Origin of the sequence: Actinoplanes sp. NPDC051851, assembly GCF_040681165.1 — a bacterium.
In the GTDB taxonomy this organism is placed as follows: Bacteria; Actinomycetota; Actinomycetes; order Mycobacteriales; family Micromonosporaceae; genus Actinoplanes.
On the sequence record NZ_JBFAYF010000061.1, the window covers coordinates 1 to 19,000 of the forward strand.

16 protein-coding genes are annotated in these 19,000 nt (G+C 70.9%); 7 read left to right on the forward strand and 9 right to left on the reverse strand.

All coding sequences use genetic code 11. From position 1 onward, the window contains the following. Nucleotides 1-119: 119 nt before the first annotated feature. The 3 genes from AB0M08_RS38235 to AB0M08_RS38245 form a co-directional block, all read right to left on the reverse strand. A complete protein-coding gene (locus AB0M08_RS38235) occupies nucleotides 120-1,760 on the reverse strand; it encodes a methyl-accepting chemotaxis protein (protein ID WP_364504683.1) in 1,641 nt (546 codons plus the stop codon). A gap of 88 nt (nucleotides 1,761-1,848) precedes the next feature. Next, nucleotides 1,849-2,673 carry a metal-dependent hydrolase gene (locus AB0M08_RS38240; protein WP_364504685.1) on the reverse strand — a complete coding sequence of 275 codons (825 nt, stop codon included), beginning with the start codon at nucleotides 2,671-2,673 and terminating at the stop codon, nucleotides 1,849-1,851. Between the two features lie 120 nt (nucleotides 2,674-2,793). Further along, on the reverse strand, nucleotides 2,794-3,264 hold the full coding sequence (locus tag AB0M08_RS38245) for a DUF1707 domain-containing protein (RefSeq protein WP_364504687.1): 471 nt from the start codon (nucleotides 3,262-3,264) through the stop codon (nucleotides 2,794-2,796). Between the two features lie 315 nt (nucleotides 3,265-3,579). On the opposite strand from AB0M08_RS38245, the gene AB0M08_RS38250 reads away from it, so the two are divergent. Then, nucleotides 3,580-5,121, forward strand: coding sequence for a histidine kinase (locus AB0M08_RS38250; protein ID WP_364504689.1), 1,542 nt, complete (start codon nucleotides 3,580-3,582; stop codon nucleotides 5,119-5,121). Beyond that, the gene (locus AB0M08_RS38255) at nucleotides 5,118-5,780 is read left to right on the forward strand and encodes a response regulator transcription factor (protein WP_364504690.1); all 663 of its coding nucleotides are present in this window, start codon (nucleotides 5,118-5,120) and stop codon (nucleotides 5,778-5,780) included. Before AB0M08_RS38250 ends, AB0M08_RS38255 begins: the two co-directional genes overlap by 4 nt. A gap of 289 nt (nucleotides 5,781-6,069) precedes the next feature. Here the strand turns inward: AB0M08_RS38255 and AB0M08_RS38260 are convergent, their stop codons facing one another. The 3 genes from AB0M08_RS38260 to AB0M08_RS38270 form a co-directional block, all read right to left on the reverse strand. Next, entirely contained in the window at nucleotides 6,070-6,564 is a 495-nt protein-coding gene (locus AB0M08_RS38260; protein WP_364504692.1) for an NUDIX domain-containing protein, read from the reverse strand. A 698-nt stretch (nucleotides 6,565-7,262) separates the two neighbouring features. Further along, nucleotides 7,263-8,729 carry a GGDEF domain-containing protein gene (locus AB0M08_RS38265; protein ID WP_364504694.1) on the reverse strand — a complete coding sequence of 489 codons (1,467 nt, stop codon included), beginning with the start codon at nucleotides 8,727-8,729 and terminating at the stop codon, nucleotides 7,263-7,265. A 47-nt stretch (nucleotides 8,730-8,776) separates the two neighbouring features. Continuing rightward, on the reverse strand, nucleotides 8,777-10,663 hold the full coding sequence (locus AB0M08_RS38270; protein ID WP_364504774.1) for an amylo-alpha-1,6-glucosidase: 1,887 nt from the start codon (nucleotides 10,661-10,663) through the stop codon (nucleotides 8,777-8,779). Between the two features lie 124 nt (nucleotides 10,664-10,787). On the opposite strand from AB0M08_RS38270, the gene AB0M08_RS38275 reads away from it, so the two are divergent. From AB0M08_RS38275 to AB0M08_RS38285, 3 genes are read left to right on the forward strand one after another with little or no spacing between them, the layout of a single operon-like run. Beyond that, nucleotides 10,788-13,448 (forward strand): glucosidase, encoded by a 2,661-nt coding sequence (locus AB0M08_RS38275; protein WP_364504696.1) that lies wholly within the window; start codon nucleotides 10,788-10,790, stop codon nucleotides 13,446-13,448. Between the two features lie 33 nt (nucleotides 13,449-13,481). Further along, a complete protein-coding gene (locus AB0M08_RS38280) occupies nucleotides 13,482-14,039 on the forward strand; it encodes a SigE family RNA polymerase sigma factor (protein WP_364504698.1) in 558 nt (185 codons plus the stop codon). Continuing rightward, nucleotides 14,026-15,180: a hypothetical protein gene (locus tag AB0M08_RS38285; protein WP_364504700.1), complete on the forward strand. Its 1,155-nt coding sequence runs from the start codon at nucleotides 14,026-14,028 to the stop codon at nucleotides 15,178-15,180. Before AB0M08_RS38280 ends, AB0M08_RS38285 begins: the two co-directional genes overlap by 14 nt. Before the next feature lie 143 nt (nucleotides 15,181-15,323). On the opposite strand, the gene AB0M08_RS38290 is transcribed toward AB0M08_RS38285, so the two are convergent. The 3 genes from AB0M08_RS38290 to AB0M08_RS38300 form a co-directional block, all read right to left on the reverse strand. Continuing rightward, nucleotides 15,324-15,596, reverse strand: a complete 273-nt coding sequence (locus AB0M08_RS38290; protein ID WP_364504702.1) for a hypothetical protein — start codon at nucleotides 15,594-15,596, stop codon at nucleotides 15,324-15,326. A gap of 221 nt (nucleotides 15,597-15,817) precedes the next feature. After that, a complete protein-coding gene (locus AB0M08_RS38295; RefSeq protein ID WP_364504704.1) occupies nucleotides 15,818-17,767 on the reverse strand; it encodes an anthranilate synthase family protein in 1,950 nt (649 codons plus the stop codon). Between the two features lie 233 nt (nucleotides 17,768-18,000). Further along, the gene (locus tag AB0M08_RS38300; protein WP_364504706.1) at nucleotides 18,001-18,234 is read right to left on the reverse strand and encodes a hypothetical protein; all 234 of its coding nucleotides are present in this window, start codon (nucleotides 18,232-18,234) and stop codon (nucleotides 18,001-18,003) included. Between the two features lie 167 nt (nucleotides 18,235-18,401). Between AB0M08_RS38300 and AB0M08_RS38305 the strand changes: the two genes are divergently transcribed. Next, a complete protein-coding gene (locus AB0M08_RS38305) occupies nucleotides 18,402-18,776 on the forward strand; it encodes a response regulator (protein WP_014688933.1) in 375 nt (124 codons plus the stop codon). 11 nt (nucleotides 18,777-18,787) lie between these two features. Further along, on the forward strand, nucleotides 18,788-18,967 hold the full coding sequence (locus tag AB0M08_RS38310; RefSeq protein WP_364504708.1) for a hypothetical protein: 180 nt from the start codon (nucleotides 18,788-18,790) through the stop codon (nucleotides 18,965-18,967). Nucleotides 18,968-19,000 lie beyond the last annotated feature (33 nt).

Genomic DNA, 19,000 nt, shown 5'->3' on the forward strand with positions numbered 1-19,000 from the left:
AGGACCAGGTCGAGGACTACGCGAAGCGCCGGGGCCTGCCGCTCGGCGAGGTGGAGCGCTGGCTGCGCCCCAACCTCGCCTACTCGATCGACTGATCGGCCTTCTCCTGGAGCGGGTGGTCACACCGTGAAGCGGCTGACCACCCGCTGCAGGTCGTCGGCGAGGTGGGCCAGCTCGGCGACCGTGGTGTCCGCGTCCGCCAGCGCCGTCGTCGTCACCCGGGTGCTCTCGGCCACCCCGGTGATGTTCCCGGCGATCTCCCGGGTGCCGCCCGAGGCGTCCGCGACGCTCCGGCTCATCTCGTTCGTGGTGGCGGTCTGCTCCTCCACCGCGCTGGCGATGGTGAGCTGGTAGTCGTTGATCTGCCGGACGATCCGGCTGATCTCGCCGATCGCCTTCACCGCGTTCTCGGTGTCCTCCTGGATCGCCCGGACCCGCGAGGAGATGTCCTCGGTGGCACGTGCGGTCTCCTGGGACAGCTCCTTGACCTCGCCGGCGACCACCGCGAAGCCCTTGCCGGACTCGCCGGCGCGGGCCGCCTCGATGGTGGCGTTCAGGGCGAGCAGGTTGGTCTGCTCGGCGATGCTGGTGATCGTCTTGACCACCGCGTCGATCTCCGCAGAGGACTGGCCCAGCTTCGACACGATCTGGTTGGTGTTCTCCGCGACGTCCACCGCCCGCGCCGCGACCTGCGCCGCGTCGTTGGCGTTCTGGCTGATCTCGCGGATCGACGCGCCCATCTCCTCGCTGCCCGCCGCCACCGTGGTCACGTTGCCGGAGACGTCCTCGGCGGCCGAGGCCGCCCGGTCAGCCTGCAGGGAGGCCTGCTTCGCAGTCCCCGCGATCTGGGCGGTCGCGGTGGTCAGCTGCCGCGCTCCCGCACTGAGCGTCTCGGCGTTTCCCGATAGCGTACGCACGGTCGCCGTCAGCCCGTCCCGCGCCTTGTTGACCGCGACCGCCATCGCGCCGATCTCGTCGCGCCCGTGCACCTCGGCGGCCTTGGTCAGGTCGGAGGCAGCCACCGCGTCGAGGGCTTCGCCGACCGTGTCCACCTGGCGCCGGATCGCCCGGCCGACCAGCGCGGCCAGCACGAACGCGAGCAGCACGCCGATGCCGAGACCCGACCACATGGTGATCCGGGCCTGCTGGTACTCCTGCTGAACCGTGCTCGCGATCGCGCTCGACTCGCTCCGCTCCACCGCTTGGACGTTGTCGAGCGCGTCGTTCATCGTCGTCTCGTACGACTCGAAGGTCGTGCCGATCTTGTCGGTCGCCGGCATGGTGAACCCGGAGGGAGCTTCCTCCCCGAGGATGACCACGTTGCGCAGAGTCTGGTAGTCGGCCAGGGCGTCGGCGAAGGTGGTGATCGCCGCCAGGCGCTCGGCCGACGCGGCGGCGGACGTCCTGTAGGACGCGATCGCCGTGCTGATGGCCTCGTCCGACTCGTCGCGGACCTCCTTGGCGTCGGCGAGCGACGCGTTGGTGCCCGACGAGAACATGATCGCCTTGTAGTTCAGGGCCACGCCCTGGCGGATCTGGGCCAGATAGAGCGCGCTCTCGACGTGCTCCTCGCGCATCTCCTCCAGCGCCTCGTTGAACTTGCTCATGCGGTTGATGCCGAGCACGGTGACCGCGGCGGCGACCAGCGCCATGGTCAGCACGCAGGCGAAGAGCTTGGTGTTCACGCGGCGGTCGTTGATCCAGCCGGTGAGGGGGTTCCGGCGGATGGTCACGCTCTCCGGCGGGACGGTCCCTGCCATGTGTTCTCACGTCCTAACGGCGACGGCCCGATGTTATGGGGAAGTTCCCCTCATATCGGGCCGTACCGGAAAGGTCTGAGGAAGTCTGCTACTTACTTGCCCACACATCAAGATGGAGTCGCTCCAGAACCACCGGCGCGAACAGCCCGAAGAGCGAGATGATCGAGATCACCGTGAAGGTGGTGGTCAGGATCACCGTCTCGGTCTTACCGCCGACCTTAACCGCGAACTGGTTCGGAATGCCGACCATTCGCCACATCCGGCCGCGCCCGGTCGGGATCGGCCAGAAGATCGGCACGCCGTTCTTGGTGATCATGTCGCCGAGCAGGTGCACCACGCAGCCGGCGCCGACCGCGAAGCCGAGCAGCGGATAGCCCCGGTCGCCGGGCAGGTTCGCCGCGGTGAACCAGGCGGCGCCCGCCGAGCAGAGCGTGACGATCACCCAGCCGGCCTTCTCCGCCCACTTGTCGAAGAGCCCGCGCAGCGCCAGGCCGGCCATGAAGAAGATGATGCCGACCACGGCCCACTTGCCGTAGTGCGCGGCGAGCGCCGTGGTGCCCCAGCCGATCAGCGCCGCGAACGGCAGCGTGTGCGTGAACGTCCGGTGCCCGTGGTCCCGCTTCGGGTCCTTGCTCTGCCGTGTCGCCGTGTAGATGCCGAGCGAGATCTTCTCGACCACCTCCGCGACGAAGAGCGAGACCACCCCGAAGGTACGGGCCACCGTGGCGCCACCCTGGTTGGTCGTCACCTTCCCGGAGAGATCGAGGTCGGGCAGGAGCGCGCCGCCGGCGCACATCGCGGTGCCCACCGCGATCATCAGTGGTGACTGCTCGTAACCGGCGAACTGGTCGATTGCCCAACTGCCGGCCAGCCACGCGGCCGCCCCTGACAGAGCGTGCGACGGACCCATCATGTGCGTTGTCCCTCCCCGAACAAACTCGCCAACTCTGGCAGAGTGCGCGGGGAAGATCAACGACCGTACCGTCCATGTCGGATTTCCATCCTTCGCTGAGCACCGGGTACGGCGTGCGGGTCACCGGGGCACGGCGTGCGGGCGGAACTCGTAGCGCCCGTACCGCGCGTGCCGGATCAATCCCGCGACCAGGAACGTCAACGGGATCGCGGGCCAGAAGAAGTGAGCGCCGGAGGCAGCCCATAGCGCCGTCAGCACCCCGCCCGCGATCATGACCCGGACGGTGTGCCGACTCATCGACCGGCGTGTCGCGGGTCGTCGTGGGCTCGGGCTCATCGATCGGCGGGTCGCGGGTCGTTGTGGGCTCGGGCTCATCGATCGGCGGGTCGCGGGTGGTCGCGGGCTCTGCGCGGGGAGATCCCGCGTCAGCGCCGTCAGTTCGTCGCGATATCTACTCGCGTACGTCCGGACGAGCCGTTCCTCGCCCTCGTCCAGGGTCAGCCGGCCCTCGCCCATCGCCACGCGTACCACCTCGGCGACCTTCTCCCGCTCGCTGTCCGAGCTGCGCATCCGCACGCCGTCGTCGTCCACCGGTCTCGCCTCGCTCTCCTTCTCGCCGCTTTCTCGCGACCTTCTCGGCGCGTTCTGGGCCCGTTCCGTGCTTTCGGCTCTTCTGCCGGGAGCACGGTTCCAGGGTTGCGCGGCGGAGGAGGGTCGTCATCGGCCCAGGGGATGGAGACGACGGTCGGGTGCTACTCCTCCCGGGGTATGACGTGCCGCTCCGGATGCGACCCGGGTATGAGTCCGGCGGGGTTCCGTGGGCTGATGTCATCCCCTCCGGCGTGACGTAGTTTCGGCTGCATGAGCGAGATGGGCGGTTCGATGACGTGGCCTCCGGGTCGCGCCATGAGTGCCTGTCCGTTCCTGATCACCTCCGCCGACTCCGGCCCGCGATCGGTCCCGTGGTGGCGGGGCCGGTGGGAGCGGGATCCGGACCGTTCCGGCCCGCCCTGGCGACGGCGCCTGCGGGATCCGCGTGCCGGCTGGCCACCCGGTGCCGTGGTGATCACCGGAGTGATCCACCTCGTCGGCACCACCAAGCTGCACGGCGCCCCGATCGGCCTCGGGGGCTACCTCCTGCTGCTGGCCGGGCCGCTCGCGCTCTTCTGGCGCCGTCGCGCACCCGTCCCCGCCTTCGTGGTGGCCGCCGCGGCGACCCTCGGGTTTGCGTACTCCCTGCCGACGCCCGGTTTCACCTACGCCGCCGCCCCCGCCGTCGCCCTCTTCAGTCTGGCGCGCCTGGGTCGTCGGGCGGCCGCCGTGATCGGCGCCGTGGCCGTGTATGCGGGCTGGCTGGTGGTCACGCTCCTACCGTCCGGTGAGGGTGGCCCGGACTCGGGCGCCGTCGCGTTCGCCGCCCTGGCCCTCGCCGTGATCATCCTGCTCGGCACCGTCACCAAGTCCCGCGCCGACCACTTCGCCGAGATCGAGCGCACCCGGATCGAGCGCGAGCGGGCCCGCGCCGAGCAGGAGCGCCGCCAGGCCTCCGAGGAGCGCCTCCGCATCGCCCGCGAGCTCCACGACGTCCTCGGCCACCACCTCTCGCTGATCAACGTCCAGGCCGGCGTCGGTCTCCACCTGATGGACCAGCGCCCCGAGCAGGCCCGTGCCGCCCTCGCCGCGATCAAGACGGCGAGCGCGGAGGCGTTGCGCGAGGTCCGCTCGGTGCTGGGCGTCCTGCGTACGACGGGCGAGCCCGCCCCACGCCACCCCGCGCCCGACCTGAGCCGCCTCAGCGCCCTCACCGCCACCGCCGGCATCCCGGTCACCACCACGATCAGCGGCACCCCGCGACCACTCCCGCCGGAGGTCGACCGTGCTGCCTACCGCATCGTCCAGGAGGCGCTGACCAACGTTCGGCGCCATGCCACGCCACCCCACTCGGCCGAGGTCACGGTCGACTACCGGCCGGCCGTCCTCCACCTCTCCATCCACAACGACGGCCCACCGACCTCACGGCCCGCCTCGCCAGCCGACCCACCCGGTTCAGCCGGTCTGCCCACTTCTGCCGACTCACCCGGTCCACCCGCTCCCGCCGGTCCAGTCGATCCGTCTGCTCCGCTCGGTCCGCCCATGCCCTGTCCATCACCTGATCCGTCACCCGGCATGCCGTCGTCGGCCCGCAGCATGTCCCCGTCCCCGTCCCCGTCCCCGTCCCCGTCCCCGTCCCCGTCCCCGTCCCCGTCCCCGTCCCCGTCCCCGGCCTCCTCCCCGGGCGAATCGGCGGATCCGGGGGTGCAGGAGCATGGCAGCGGTATCGCCGGGATGCGGGCCAGGGCAGAGAGCCTCGGCGGCCGGGTGGAGGCGTACCCGCTGCCGGAGGGAGGCTTTCTGGTGACGGCGACACTGCCGGCGCCGCCGTCGAGTGAGAGCGAGGAGTCGTCATGATCTCGGTGATGCTGGCGGACGATCAGGCGCTGGTCCGGGCCGGCTTCCGCGCCCTGCTCGATGCCGAGCCGGACATCCGGGTGGTCGGGGAGGCGTCGGACGGCGTCCAGGCGGTCTCACTGGTGCGCGCGGCGCATCCGGACGTCGTGCTGATGGACATCCGCATGCCCGGAGTGGACGGGCTGGAGGCGACCCGCCGGATCGCCGCCGACCCCGCGCTGGCGGCGACCCGGGTGGTCATCCTGACCACGTTCGAGCTGGACGAGTACGTCTTCGAGGCCCTGCGCACCGGCGCCTCCGGCTTCCTGGTGAAGGACACCGAGCCGATCGACCTGCTGCGCGCCGTCCGCGCGGTGGCCGCCGGCGACGCCCTGCTCTCCCCGAGCGTGACGCGCCGGGTGATCGGCGAGTTCGCCGGCCGGAGCCGCCCGTCCCCACCCCTGGCCCTCGATCAGCTCACCGACCGCGAACGCGAGGTGATGTCCCTGGTCGCCGAGGGCCTCTCCAACGAGGAGATCGCCGCCCGCCTGGTGATCAGCCCGGCCACCGCCAAGACCCACGTCAGCCGCACCATGATCAAGCTAGGCGCCCGCGACCGCGCCCAACTGGTCGTCTACGCCTACGAGGCCGGCCTGACCCGCCCCGGCTGGCTGACATGACCAACCGACCACGCGCCGACTGCGCGTAGCCGATGGTGCGCCATCCCGCCCTGCCGCCTGCCGGGCCACCGCAATGCCCAGGCGCCTGCCGGGCCACCGCAATGCCCAGGCGACTGCCGGGCCACCTCCACGCTCAGCCGCCTGACGGGCCACCGCACGCCCGACGGCTCGCCCGACCTGCTGCCCGCCTTGATCGGTCGTTCTCCCGGCCGTCGCTTCCGCTCGGTTGGCCGGTGTTCGGTTGGCCGGTGTTCGGTTGGGGTGAACTCGGTGGGGGGGGTGTGAACGATCACCAGCCGTCGGGGATCTTCTCGTCCGGTGCGGCGAACCAGGCGGGGGCGGATTCGTCGAGGGCGGTACGGATGCGGTGCAGGGCGAAGTCGTTGAGCTCGGGTAGCGCGTCGAGGGGGAACCACTCGACCGCCAGGGACTCGGAGTCGTTGACACGGGCCTCGCCGCCGACGGCGCGGCAGCGGAACCAGGTGTTCATCATCTGGCAGACGTCGCCGTTCGGGTAGGTGAGCTCGTGCAGCATGACTCCGGCCAGCCGCTCGATCTTCACCTGGAGAGCGGTCTCCTCCTCAACCTCCCGGATCACCGTGTCGGCCGGCTGGTCTCCCGGATCCATCATTCCGGCGATCAGCGTCCACTGCCCGGTATCACTGCGCTGGTGCAGCAGGATCTCCCCGGCGTCGTTGAGGATCACCGCGCTCACCGTCGGAAACATGATCATCTCCTGGCCCACCTTGGCGCGGAGATTCCGGACATACTCGGATGCAGGCACGATGCGACCTTAACGCCCGCACCACACCCCGACGGCGAGATGCCCGCTCCCGGAGTTGTGCCCGCCCGGGGGAGCCGTGCCCGGCCCCGGAGTCGTTTCCGCCCCGGGGGAATCGTGCCGCCCCTCATTCCCCGCTTGCCGCGGCCGCGCCAGGCAGGCCGGTTCCGCTTTCGGCTGGTCGTGAGGGGTGCCTCCAGCCCTTCGAGGCACCCCTCACGACCAGCCGAACCGGACGAGCTGGCGCTGAAGGGTCCCTCAGGGCCGATGACCCCGCTGGCCAATTCCGGCGGGCTCGTCACCGGCGGGGGGTGCGGGGTGGACCCTGGCTAGCCCGGGATTGATCAACACTTCATGATCGTCCGCGGGGATGATCTTCGTGGCTGGTGTTCTGGGGTGTGTCGGAGGGCTTGAGTGACCTCTGGGTGCCAGCTTTCCCGGCGTGGCTGGTGTTCAGGGGTCTCTCGGGCGCCTGAGACACCCCGGATCGCCAGCCGACGGGCCTGAGACACCCCGGATCGTCGGCCGACCGGACCGTGGGGTACCGCCGGTTTGGCATTGACCAGCGGGGTCACCGATGAACGCCAGCGGGGGAGATCCACCGCGCTCCGAGCGGAACGCCCGGCCGACGCGAGAGCGGATCTCGACTACCGGAACGAGGGTTGCCGATACCCGAAAACCCTTTACTGCGCGGCCCTGGGTTAGGGGCTTGCTGTTGTGGGGGTGTGGAGGGTGGGGGCTACCACGGAGCGGTTTCGGCCGCCGGCCTTGGCGGCGTAGAGGGCCTCGTCGGCGGCGTGGAGGAGGAGTTGGGGGTCGGCGTGGCCGGCGCGGGCGGCGGCGGCGCCTACCGAAGCGGTGACCGTGAGGAGGGTCTGGTCGCCGGTTTCGATGGGGAGGTCGGAGATGGTGGTGCGGATGCGTTCGGCGACCGCGAGGAGTTCGCCGGTGCCGATGTGGGGGACCAGAGCCACGAACTCCTCGCCGCCGTAACGGGCCAGGACCGTGCCGGTGCGGCAGCCGGCGGCGAGGCGCTGGGCGACCTCGCGGAGCACGCGGTCGCCGGCCTGGTGGCCGTACGTGTCGTTGACCCTCTTGAAGAAGTCTATGTCGATCATGAGGAGGCCGATGCCGTAGCCGGCGCGGGTGGCGCGGCGGCACTCGGTCAGCAGGGCGTGCTCGAAGTGGCGGCGGTTGCGGACGCCGGTCAGGCCGTCGGTGAGGGCGGCCCGGCGCTGGGCCGCCACCATGCCCGCCATCCGGGCCAGGACCAGCAGGAACATGATGGCGCAGGTGCTGGTGGCGAGCGGCACGCTCATGTCGCGGCCGCGCAGGTGCTCGGCGAGTTGCAGGCCGGGGACCATCAGTACCGCGAGGGTGAGGATGATCAGGCGCTTCGGGGTGGCCTCGGGTGCCGGGACCCGGCTGCGCTCGTCGAAGTCGCGCATCGCGGGGTGCAGGGCGCAGGCACCGAGCAGGCCGAGCGAGGCGATCCAGAGCATGCCGAGGTACGGGCCGGTGGTCTCGTCCGCCCAGCCCATCACGCCCATCACGGCGTACCCGGTGTCGGCGGCGAACATCAGGCCGAGCGAGCCGAAGAGCAGGTAGAGGACCGGGCTGCGGGAGCCGGCGCCGAGGACCAGCCGCACGGCGAGGATCAACTGCATCAGGTCGAGCAGGGGGTACGCGACCTCGGTGAGCTTCGCCGGGAGCGTCAGGGTCGAGTCGGTGATCGCCGGCTGGAGCAGGTAGACCCAGGTCAGCAGCGCGGCGCTGATGGTCACGATCAGCGCGTCCACACCGCTGGCGAAGTCCCAGTCCGGGGTACGCCGCCGGATGAACACCATCATCGCCGCGATGATCAGCACGTAGCTGGTGAGGTAGAACGCGTCGGGCAGGCTCGGTTCGGCGAACTCCCCGCCCGGCAGGGTGGTGAGCGCGTCGGCGACCCCGTACGCGATCTGACCGATCAGGATCAGTATCCAGGCGCCCCGGCGGGCCGGGCGGTTCCCCAGCACCCCGGCGAGGACGGCGACCGGTACGCCCAGCGAGACGGTCAGATAGACGGTGTTGTTCGCCCACTCCGGCCCGCTGAGGTGTGGCAGGACGCCACGCAGCAGGGCGCAGACGGCGACCAGGCCGAGCCAGTACCGCCATCCGCGCTCCATGGGAAGAATGTCGCAGATGCCGGTTGCGTTCCCGGTGCGAAAGGGGATCAGGTCCCGGTGATCCGGGCAACGGGGAGGCGGCGGACCCGCAGGTGCTCCGCGACCGACCAGGCCTGGAAGGGGCAGCCGGTGCCGGCGTGGGGCGGGTCGCCCTCCGCGGTCTCCGAGACCGAGCCCAGTCCGTATCCGTCGAGGTGCGCGTCGTCGGAGGGCAGGGCGACCCCGAGCTTGTGCCAGGCCCCGGCGTACGGGCCGTGCAGCCAGGGCCAGACCGTCCCGGTGTGGTACGCCCGGTCCCGCTCCGCCGGGGTGCCCCGGTGCCGCCCGTGGTACCCGGGTGTCCCCGGCGCCTGACTGCGCGGCCCGAGCGGGGTGACCAGCGCGTCCCCGATGCGGGTCAGCACCGCCGGGTCCGGCCGCAGCGGCGCATACGGCAGTGACCACGCCAGCAGCTGGTTGGGCCGGAGCGTGTCGTCATCCCCGGCGGCCCCGTCGACCACGTCGTACAGCAGTCCGGACGGCATGGGGAAACGCCGTGCGAAGCCTTTCGCGGCGCGCGCCAGCACGGGACCGGCCGTGTCGTCGCCGAGCGTGCGCAGTACACCCAGCCCGTTGATCCAGAGCGCGTTCACCTCGACCGGCTTGCCCGCCCGGGCGGTGACCGGCACCCCGTCGATCCGGGCGTCCATCCAGGTCAGCGCCGCGCCGGGGGTGCCCTGCCGGAGCAGCCCGTCGGCCGGGTCCACGCCGATGCCGTACCGGGTGCCGGCCAGGTGGTGCCGGACCACGTCACGGAGCGCGGGGAGCAGCCCGGCACCGAGGTCGGTGTCGCCGGTGACCGCCACGTGCCGGCCGACCGCGTGCAGGAACCAGAGCGTGCCGTCGACGGTGTTGTACTCCACGCTGCCGGTGTCCGCGGTGTTCGCCAGCATCCCCTCGGAGAGCGTGGCGGCGTACGCGGTGAGCAGCTCCCGGCCCTCGGCGGCGCGGTTCGTGGCGAGGAACAGCCCCTCGTAGGCGATCATCGTGTCCCGCGACCACGCCCCGAACCACGGGTAGCCGGCCACCACGTCCGGCCCGTTCGCGGTCCGGATCACGAAGGCGTCCGCGGCGAGGGCGAGCCGGGCCTGGCCCGGGTCGTCCGGCTTCGCCGCGGCGACCACCGCGCGGTTCCGTTCGCGGGCGGCGGCGATCACGTCGATCGCGGGTGGCGGCGGGTCGTCCAGGTCGCCCGCCCATGCCTCGAGGCCGATGACGTCGCCGGCCTCTCCCAGTCGGGCGTCGAAGCTTTCGCCGTACCATAGATCTTCTAAGGGTTGGAGGCCTCGCGCCGCCTCCTCGCGGTGCCGCACACCGCGGAACCACCCACCCACCTCGGTGGGAGACGGGCCGCGTAAACGGTAGGCGCCCTCGACGATGCAGCCGTCGGTGGTCGGCGTGACCGACAACGACGGGCCGGACGCGAACCGCTCGGTGTGCGCGTCGCGCCAGGTGCAGAGGGCCTGGACGGTGATCCGGACCGGACCGCCGGCCAGCAGGCGGTACACCACCGCGACCGCCGGACGGCCGTGCGTCATCGCCAGCTCGCGTTCGATCAGGACGTCGCCGATCCGCCAGCGCCAGCGGGGCACTCCGTCGATGAGGGCGAACTCGGTCAGCAACTCGTGCCCGCGCGGCTCGATCGCGCCGCTCGCCCACTCGTGGGTGGCGAGCCGGACCACCGCGCCGGAGGGGAGAGTGATCACCGCGTCGAGTGACGCGACGCCCAGCATGCGGGATGCCGGATTTTTTCCGGAGACCACCAGGAGGCCGTGATAGCGGCGTGTCCGGAGGCCGGCGACGGTGCCCATCGCGTAACCGCCGACACCATCCGTGACCAGCCACTCTCTCTGCGTGCTCGCCTCAAGATCACTACAAATCGCATGGCTGAACATGAGTGAGGGGAGCGCGGACACCGGGTAGGACTCCGTTCCTGGGGCAGAATCGGCGGAGCCGGACACACTTGACACCGGACCATGACAGTCTCAGTGTGATCGACTGCGGGTCAAAGCGAGCGGGATGGTGAGATCAGAGGTGTCGGAGCGGGTACGGCTGAACCAGGCCGACTCCGGCGAGCAGCCGTGGCGGGCCTGGGGTCCCTACCTCTCCGAGCGTGCGTGGGGGACGGTCCGGGAGGATTACAGCGAGCACGGGACGGCGTGGGACTACTTCCCGCACGACCATGCCCGGTCGCGGGCGTACCGCTGGAACGACGACGGCATGGCCGGCGTCTGCGACGACCGGCAGACCTTCTGCTTCGCGCTCGCACTCTGGAACGAGAAGGACCCGATCCTCAAGGAGCGGATGTTCGGCCTCGGCGGCGACGGCGGCAACCACGGCGAGGACGCCAAGGAGTACTGGTGGTACCAGGACTCCACGCCCACCCACTCCTGGATGCGCTGGCGGTACCACTACCCGCAGGAGGAGTTCCCCTACGACCAGCTGGTCCGGGTCAACGGCGCGCGCTCCCGCAACGAGGGCGAGTACGAGCTCGTCGACACCGGCATCTTCGACCACGACAGGTTCTGGGCGGTCACCGTCGACTACGCCAAGGCCGGGCCGCAGGACATGTGCATCGCGGTCACCGTCGCCAACCGCGGGCCCGAACCGGCCACCCTGCACGTGCTGCCCAGCCTCTGGTTCCGCAACACGTGGTCGTGGGGCCTGCCGAACCGGTCCGCGGTCCCGTCGCTCGCCGGCACGCCCGGACGCCTCGCCGGCCTGCACCGGTCGCTCGGCCACCTCACCCTGGATGGCGAGGCCGCCGCGCCCGCGCTGGTCTGCGACAACGAGACCAACTCGCAGCGGCTCTGGGGACTGCCCGGCCGTAGCCCGTACCCGAAAGACGGCATCAACGACTTCCTGATCTCGGACATGCCGACGGTCAACCCGAGCGGGATCGGCACCAAGGGCGCGCTGCACTACGAGGTCACCCTCGGGCCCGGGGAGAGCCGGACCATCCGGCTGCGCCTGGCCCAGACCGACGCCCCGGCGCCGCCCGCCGACCTCGGCGACGGCTGGGACATCGTGATGCGCGACCGGCTCGCCGAGGCGGACGACTTCTTCGGCGAGGTCATCCCGGCCGGGGTCACCCCCGAGGAGGCCGCGGTCGCCCGGCAGGGCATCGCCGGGCTGATGTGGGGCAAGCAGTTCTACCACTTCGACGTCAAGCAGTGGCTGGTCGGCGACCCGGGACAGGCGCCGCCACCACCGGGCCGGCGCTTCGGGCGCAACAACGGCTGGTGGCACATGAACAGCTTCGACGTGATCAGCATGCCGGACCCGTGGGAGTACCCCTGGTACGCCGCGTGGGACCTCGCGTTCCACTGCGTCAGCATCGCGCGCGTCGACCCCGGTTTCGCCAAGTCGCAGCTGATCCTGCTGCTGCGCGAGTGGTACATGCACCCCAACGGCCAGATTCCCGCGTACGAGTGGTCGTTCGGCGACGTGAACCCGCCGGTGCACGCCTGGGCCGCGCTGCAGGTGTTCAAGATAGACGGTTCGCGCGACTACGACTTCCTCTCCCGGGTGATGCACAAGCTGCTGCTCAACTTCACCTGGTGGGTCAACCGCAAGGACGTCGGCGGCAACAACGTCTTCGAGGGCGGCTTCCTCGGCCTGGACAACGTCGGCCCGTTCGACCGCTCGGCGGCGCTGCCCGTCGCCGGGGTCCTCGAACAGTCCGACGGCACCGGGTGGATGGCGATGTACGCCCTCAACCTGCTCGACATGTCGATCCTGCTGGCCCTGCACGACCGGTCCTACGAGGACATGGCGACCAAGTTCTTCGAGCACTTCACGTACATCGCCGAGGCGGCGTACCGGCAGGGGCTCTGGGACGAGGAGGACAGCTTCTTCTACGACGTGCTGCGCCTGCCGGACGGCCACAAGGTGCCGCTCAAGGCCCGCTCGATCGTCGGCCTGCTGCCCCTGGCGGCCACCACCCGGCTCACCTCGGAGACGCTGAACCGGCTGCCGTCGCTGAGCGCCCGGGTCCGCTGGATGATCCACACCCAGGCCGACTTCGGCGACGTGATCAGCGCCCGTCGTCTCGGCGGGGCGGACCGGCGCCAGCAGCGGCTGCTCAGCATGGTCGGTCAGGACCAGTTGTTGCGGATCCTGGCACGCCTGCTCGACCCCGAGGAGTTCCTTTCGCCGTACGGCCTGCGCACGCTCTCCCGCTCCCACCTGGAGAAGCCGTTCACGGTGTCGCTCGGCGGGTCCGACTTCACCGTCGGCTACGAGCCCGCCGAGAGCACCAGCGGCCTCTTCGGCGGCAACTCGAACTGGCGCGGCCCGATCTGGATGCCGGTCAACTTCCTGCTCGTCGAGGCGCTGCGGGAGTTCGCCGCGTTCTACGGTGACGACCTCAAGGTGGAGTACCCGACCGGCTCGCAGACCAAGGTCCCGCTCGGCCAGGTCGCCGACGACCTGGCCCGCCGGCTGATCGCCATGTTCGTCCCGGACGCCGACGGGCACCGCCCGATCTACGGCGCGACCGAGATGTTCCAGAAGCACCCGGACTGGAAGGACCTGGTGGTCTTCCCCGAGTACTTCCACGGCGACAACGGCGCGGGTCTCGGCGCCTGGCACCAGACCGGCTGGAGCGCCCTGGTCGTCGACCTGATCCTCACCGTCGATAATTCTCGCCAGGGCGTGCAACCCTTCGATACCCGGTGAGCGTTCAACCTCCGTCGAAGGAGGTAGCCCACCTTGATCACCGAGGACGAGGAAGGATTCCGCCAGTTCGTCGCCGCCCAGATCGGGCCGCTGCGCAAACTGGCGTACCTCACCTGCGGTAACTGGCACACGGCGGAGGACGCCGTGTCCACCGCGCTGGCCAAGCTCTATCCGCGCTGGCGCAAGCTGGACCGGCCCGATCTCTACGCGAAGACCATGGTGTACCGCGCCGCGGTCGACGAGACCCGCCGCCCCTGGCGCCGGGAACGGTCGGCCGGCGACGAGATGCCGGACGTCCCGCTGCGGGACCACTCGGCGGTCTCGGACGAGCGCCTGCGCGTGCAGGCGGCGCTCCGCGAGGTGCCCCGACGCCAGCGGGCCGCCCTCATCCTGCGGTTCTACCTCGGGCTCACGCTCGAGGAGACCGCCGGCGTGCTCGGCACCTCAGTCGGCACCGCCAAGAGCCAGAGCTCGCGCGGCCTGAACCGGCTCCGCGAGGTACTGGCCGCCGATCACATCGACCTCGAGGTCGGAAACGAGGCCGGTGCGAGCGCCGGCGGGACAGGGGAGTGGACCCGTGCGGCTGCATGACGTGGTGGACCTGGCGATCTCGGACGCGCCGCCACCCTCGACCACGGTCGACACCATCGTCCGGAAGGGGCGCCGGGTCCGCCGCCGGCGTCAGGCGGGGATGGCCGGCGCGGGCGTCGCGCTGGTCGTCGCCACGGCCTTCGCCCTCCCGGCGCTGCTGCCGGGCACGCCCGGTGCCTCCGTCACCCCGGCGGCTCCGGCCGCTCCTTCCACCGTCTCCTCCGGTACGGCGGCCGCCTCGTTGCTCGGTGACCCGTTCATCTTCACGTTCGGGGCCTTCGACGCCGGTAAGTGGCACGTGTCGGCGCCGGTCGTCGCGTCCACGGCGTACCAGATCGCCTCGGTCTACCGGGACGGCATGGTCACCAACGACCGCGCGGTCGACCCGGAGTCGATCGCCGACATCCAGAAGCTGAAGGAGGAGGGCAAGTACCCGGACACGCTCTACGCGTTCCTGGTGCTGTACCGCCCCGGCGCGTACGACCCGGAGAGCCTGGCGGGCGCGGAGAAGACCACGGTCGACGGCCACCAGGCCCGGATCTACGCGGACCCGAAGGACAGGTCCACCCGGGCCATCGCCTGGGAGTACGCGGACGGCGCCTGGGCCGTGGTGGAGAGCCGGTCGACCTCGGAGAAGACCCCGGCGGCCGCGGACCTCAGGGAGCTGGTCGCCGGCCTCGACGGCGCGACGGCCACCCCGGCGAAGCTGCCGTTCACGCTGAGCTACGTCCCGGCCGGGTACGTCCCGGTCGAGGTGGGCTCGCACGCCACCTCCGGCCTGAACGGGATCGCCTCGGCGCGCGACGGGAACTACGGCGGCGCCATCTTCACGAACGAGGCCCCGGCGACGACCGGCCTCGCCGAGCCGTTCGGTGGCGTCGACGGCGCCGACCTGCCCGGCGACTTCGAGATCTTCGTGATCCCGGCGGCGAACTCGAACCAGCAGAAGCCCGGCACCCAGATCCGCTGCGGCAACGGCTTCTGCACCACGCGCAGCGCGGACGGCAAGACCAGCATCCAGGTGGCCAGCGACGGCCGCCTCTCCGACGCGGAGATGACGAAGATCCTCCAGGGCCTGACCCTCGCCGACGTCACCAGCGACGCCAACTGGACCGACGCGGTCACCGCGCTCAATCCCTGATACGCGGTCACCGCGGTTGATCCGTCACCCGCGTCCTGCATCTGTTTCGTGATTCTCGGCCCCGGCATCGACGAGGCCCCTGTCCCCGTGAGGGGTGGGGCCTCGTCGATCGCTTCGTGTCTCTTTCAACGGATTGAATCCGGTCAGCGGGCTTCGGCGACGATGGCCTCGGCGACCTGGCGGAGCTGGGCGTGGTCGGGGTGGAAGCCGGCGGCGATGTCCGGGTGCAGCCCCGCCTTCGCCTGCTCCAGCAGCATCACGGTCACCTGGTCGACGCTCTCCCCGGCGTACCGCTGCCGGACCCTGTCCGTCGCGGCCTGAAGCGCCGAGGTGAGCTGCTCCTCCAGGGGACCGCGCAGCTTCTCCTCCACCGGATTGAGCGATTGCGGATCAAGGGTGACGTGCGGCTCGGTCACGGTTCTCCTCCGGCACCTGGTACGAGCGTCGAGTCTGGCGTTCCCCGGCGATCAGGCTCGGGAACGCCAGCCGGATACCCGCACGACGGCGCCCGGTAAACGCCCCGGCCCTCGTTCCGCCCCACTGTCACGAGGTCTAGTGGTGTGGGGGTGGGCTGTGGACGGGGCCGGTGATCCAAGGTGAGGCTCTCGGTCGCCTTGGACCACCGGCTCTCCTTTCGCTACCCGTTCACGGCCGGGCTAACCACGCCCGCCACCAGCGGGGGCAGAAGTTCCCGGAGTACCTCGATCCCGTCCCGGCTCAGCACCGACTCCGGATGGAACTGCACCCCGGCGAACCCGTCCCCGCGCACCGCGTGCACCAGCCCGTCCTCGGCATCCCGCGCCACCTCGAAGTCCCCCGCTCCCGCAGGCCGCCGCGCGTCCTCAGGATGCCGTGTTCCCGCAGGACGCTGCGGCGAACGGGAGAGCTCCGGAAGTGCGGAAGAACCCGGCGGGACCACCGCGGCGAAGCTCGAATAGAACCCCACCCGGCGGACGGCGCCGAACAGGTCGATCTCCCGGGCCAGCCCCTGGTACGGCGAGTCCCGCCGGACCAGTTCCAGTCCCAGCACCCCGGCCAGGATCTGCTGCCCGAGGCAGACCGCGAACAGCGGCCGCCCCTCCGCCAGCAGTGACGTGACCAGGGCCCGCAGCGTCGCCATCTTCGGATCGGTGAGGTCCGAGGGATCCCCGGGCCCGGGCCCGACGACAACGAGATCAGCATCGGGAACGGAGACAGCGGCGAGTGAGCCGGCGGCGGGTACGGCGGCGGCGGGTACGGCGGCGGCAGGCGCGGCGGCGGGAATCGGGAGCGAGGTCCACGGCAACACCGTCACCCGCAGGCCGAGGGCCTTCAACTGGTGGGCCAGCATCGCGGTGAAGGTGTCCTCCGCGTCGACGATCACTGCGGTGCGGCCGGTCAGGGACGGGATCTCCAGGGCGCCGGGCTCGCGCGAGTCCAGCCAGAAGCGGGCGAGCTCGTCGTTGCGGGAAGCGAGCATCTCACGGACGAGCGGGGACGCGGTCTCGTCGCGTACCGGAGAAGGGGTGGAGGGAACCGCACCCAGCGCGCGCAGGATCCCGGCCGCCTTGGTGTGGGTCTCCGCGACCTCGCCCGCGGCGGTCGAGTGGCGCACCAGCGTCGCGCCGACCGGGACACGCAGCCGGCCGTCCGGGGTGATCTCCGCGGTCCGGATCAGGATCGGCGCGTCCAGCGACTGCTCGCCGGTCTCGGAGACGGACATCAGGGCGAGCACCCCGGCGTAGTAGCCGCGGCCCCGGCGTTCGTGGCGGGCGATCACCCGGCAGGCGTTCTCGATCGGGCTGCCGGTCACGGTGGGGGCGAACATGGTCTCGCGCAGCACGTCGCGGACGTCCATCGTGCCCCGGCCGGCGAGCAGGTACTCGGTGTGCGTGAGGTGCGCCATCTGCTTCAGGTACGGGCCGGCGACCTGCCCGCCGTGCTCGGCGACCGTGGCCATCATCTTGAGTTCCTCGTCGAGGACCATGTAGAGCTCCTCGATCTCCTTGGGGTCGCGCAGGAAGTCGAGGAGGTCGCCGGATCCGTGCCGGAACGTGCCGCTGATCGGGTTCATCATGGTGACGCCGTCCTGCACGCTGACGTGGCGTTCCGGGGTCGCGCCGACCAGCGTTCGCGTCCCGGTGTGCACCAGGAAGGTCCAGTAGGTGCCCTGCTCCTGGGCGAGCAGCCGGCCGAAGGCGGCCCGCGCGGCGTCGACCGGATCGCCCTCGACGCTCGCCTGGTAGACCCGGTGGATCACGAAGTTGGCGCCCGCGCCGTGCCCGATCTCGTCCCGCAGCACCTCCTCGACGATCTGCCCGTACTCGTCGTCGGAGAGATCGAATCCTCCGCCGCTGAGGGCGAGCTCGCCGGGCAGGAAATCGGAGAGGGGCTGATGAGTCGCGTGAGAGATCCGCAAGCACTCCAGTGGCGCGCCGTCATCCACGCACGCGAAACCGCGCTCGGCGATCTGACGGTAGGGAACGAGCGCGAGCACCGACGACCCCCGCGACAGCGGGATCTCGGCCAGCGACGGCACGGTGATCACATCACCGGTCAGCACCTCGACGTGGTCGGCGCCGTCGCGATGCAGCAGGGCGAATGCCATGAGTTCCTCTTCCGGGCTCGGCGGCAGCCGACCGAGTCCGGCCCACGAGAAACGGCCGCCTCGGGGAGGCGGCCGCGTGGTTGGTCACGCGCGGGAAGTGGCCGCCGTCAGGCGGGCCACCACATGCTCAAGCGCGCGTTCATGCCCGAGACCTTACCAACCATTCTCCCGTACGCCCATCGCCGTGCCCGCCGCGCTCAAGAGGTGGACGCTGCGCTCCAGAGGCCGGCGCCCTACGCGGCGAACGCCATCCGCACCGCCCGCCGTGCCCAGCGCATCCGCCCCAGGGCGCAGTCCGGGTGCTCGCCGAACTCCTGCGCGACCCGCTCCGCGCACCCGTCCGGCCCCAGCCTGCCGACCGTGGCGCTGACGATCTCCCGGATCTGCGCGTGCGTGGGCTCCTCGGACCTCTGCGCGTCGGACGCGAAGAGTGCCTCGGTACGGACGTCGTCGATCACCGCGTTCATCGGATCCTCCCGAACGGTGTGGTGGCCTGTGACTCAGCACACGCCTCCGGGGCTGCACTCGGGGCGCGCCACGGTTGCGACAAGGTTGCGGAGGACTTTGGGCATCATGTCCGGCTATTACGGGATATCTTCGGAGATGCGAGTGATGCCGATCGAGGGGAGCTGCCGTGACGACGGTCCTGGTGGCCGACGATGACGCCGACATCCGTGACCTGGTCGCGTTCAAGCTGGAACAGGCCGGTCTGGAGGTCATCACCGTCGGGGACGGCCAGGCCGCCGTGGAGCAGGCCCGCGCGCACCACCCCACGCTGGCGGTGCTGGACGTCTCGATGCCGCTGCTCTCCGGCATCGACGTGTGCCGGATGCTGCGGGCCGACCCGTCCACGGCCGGCATGCTGATCATCATGCTCACCGCCCGGGTGCAGGAGCAGGACGTCGAGGGCGGGTTCAGTGCCGGTGCGGACGACTACGTGACCAAGCCGTTCAGCCCGCGCGAGCTGGTGTCCCGGATCCAGGCGCTGCTGACCCGCACCCGTACGTGAGGCCACCGCCGATGTCCGGCGTCTTCACGATCGCCTTCGCCGTCCTGGCGGGTGTGGTCGCGACCGTCGCCCTGGCCATCACGTCCGTCCGGGTGCTCGCGGCGGTCTTCGTCTACCGCGGGATGGCCCGCGCGGCCCTCGGCGACCTGCGCTCGGCGCGCATGGTCCGGCGGGCTTCGACACGCCGGTGACCCGGCCGGTCGAGCCGGCCGGGTCACCGGGGG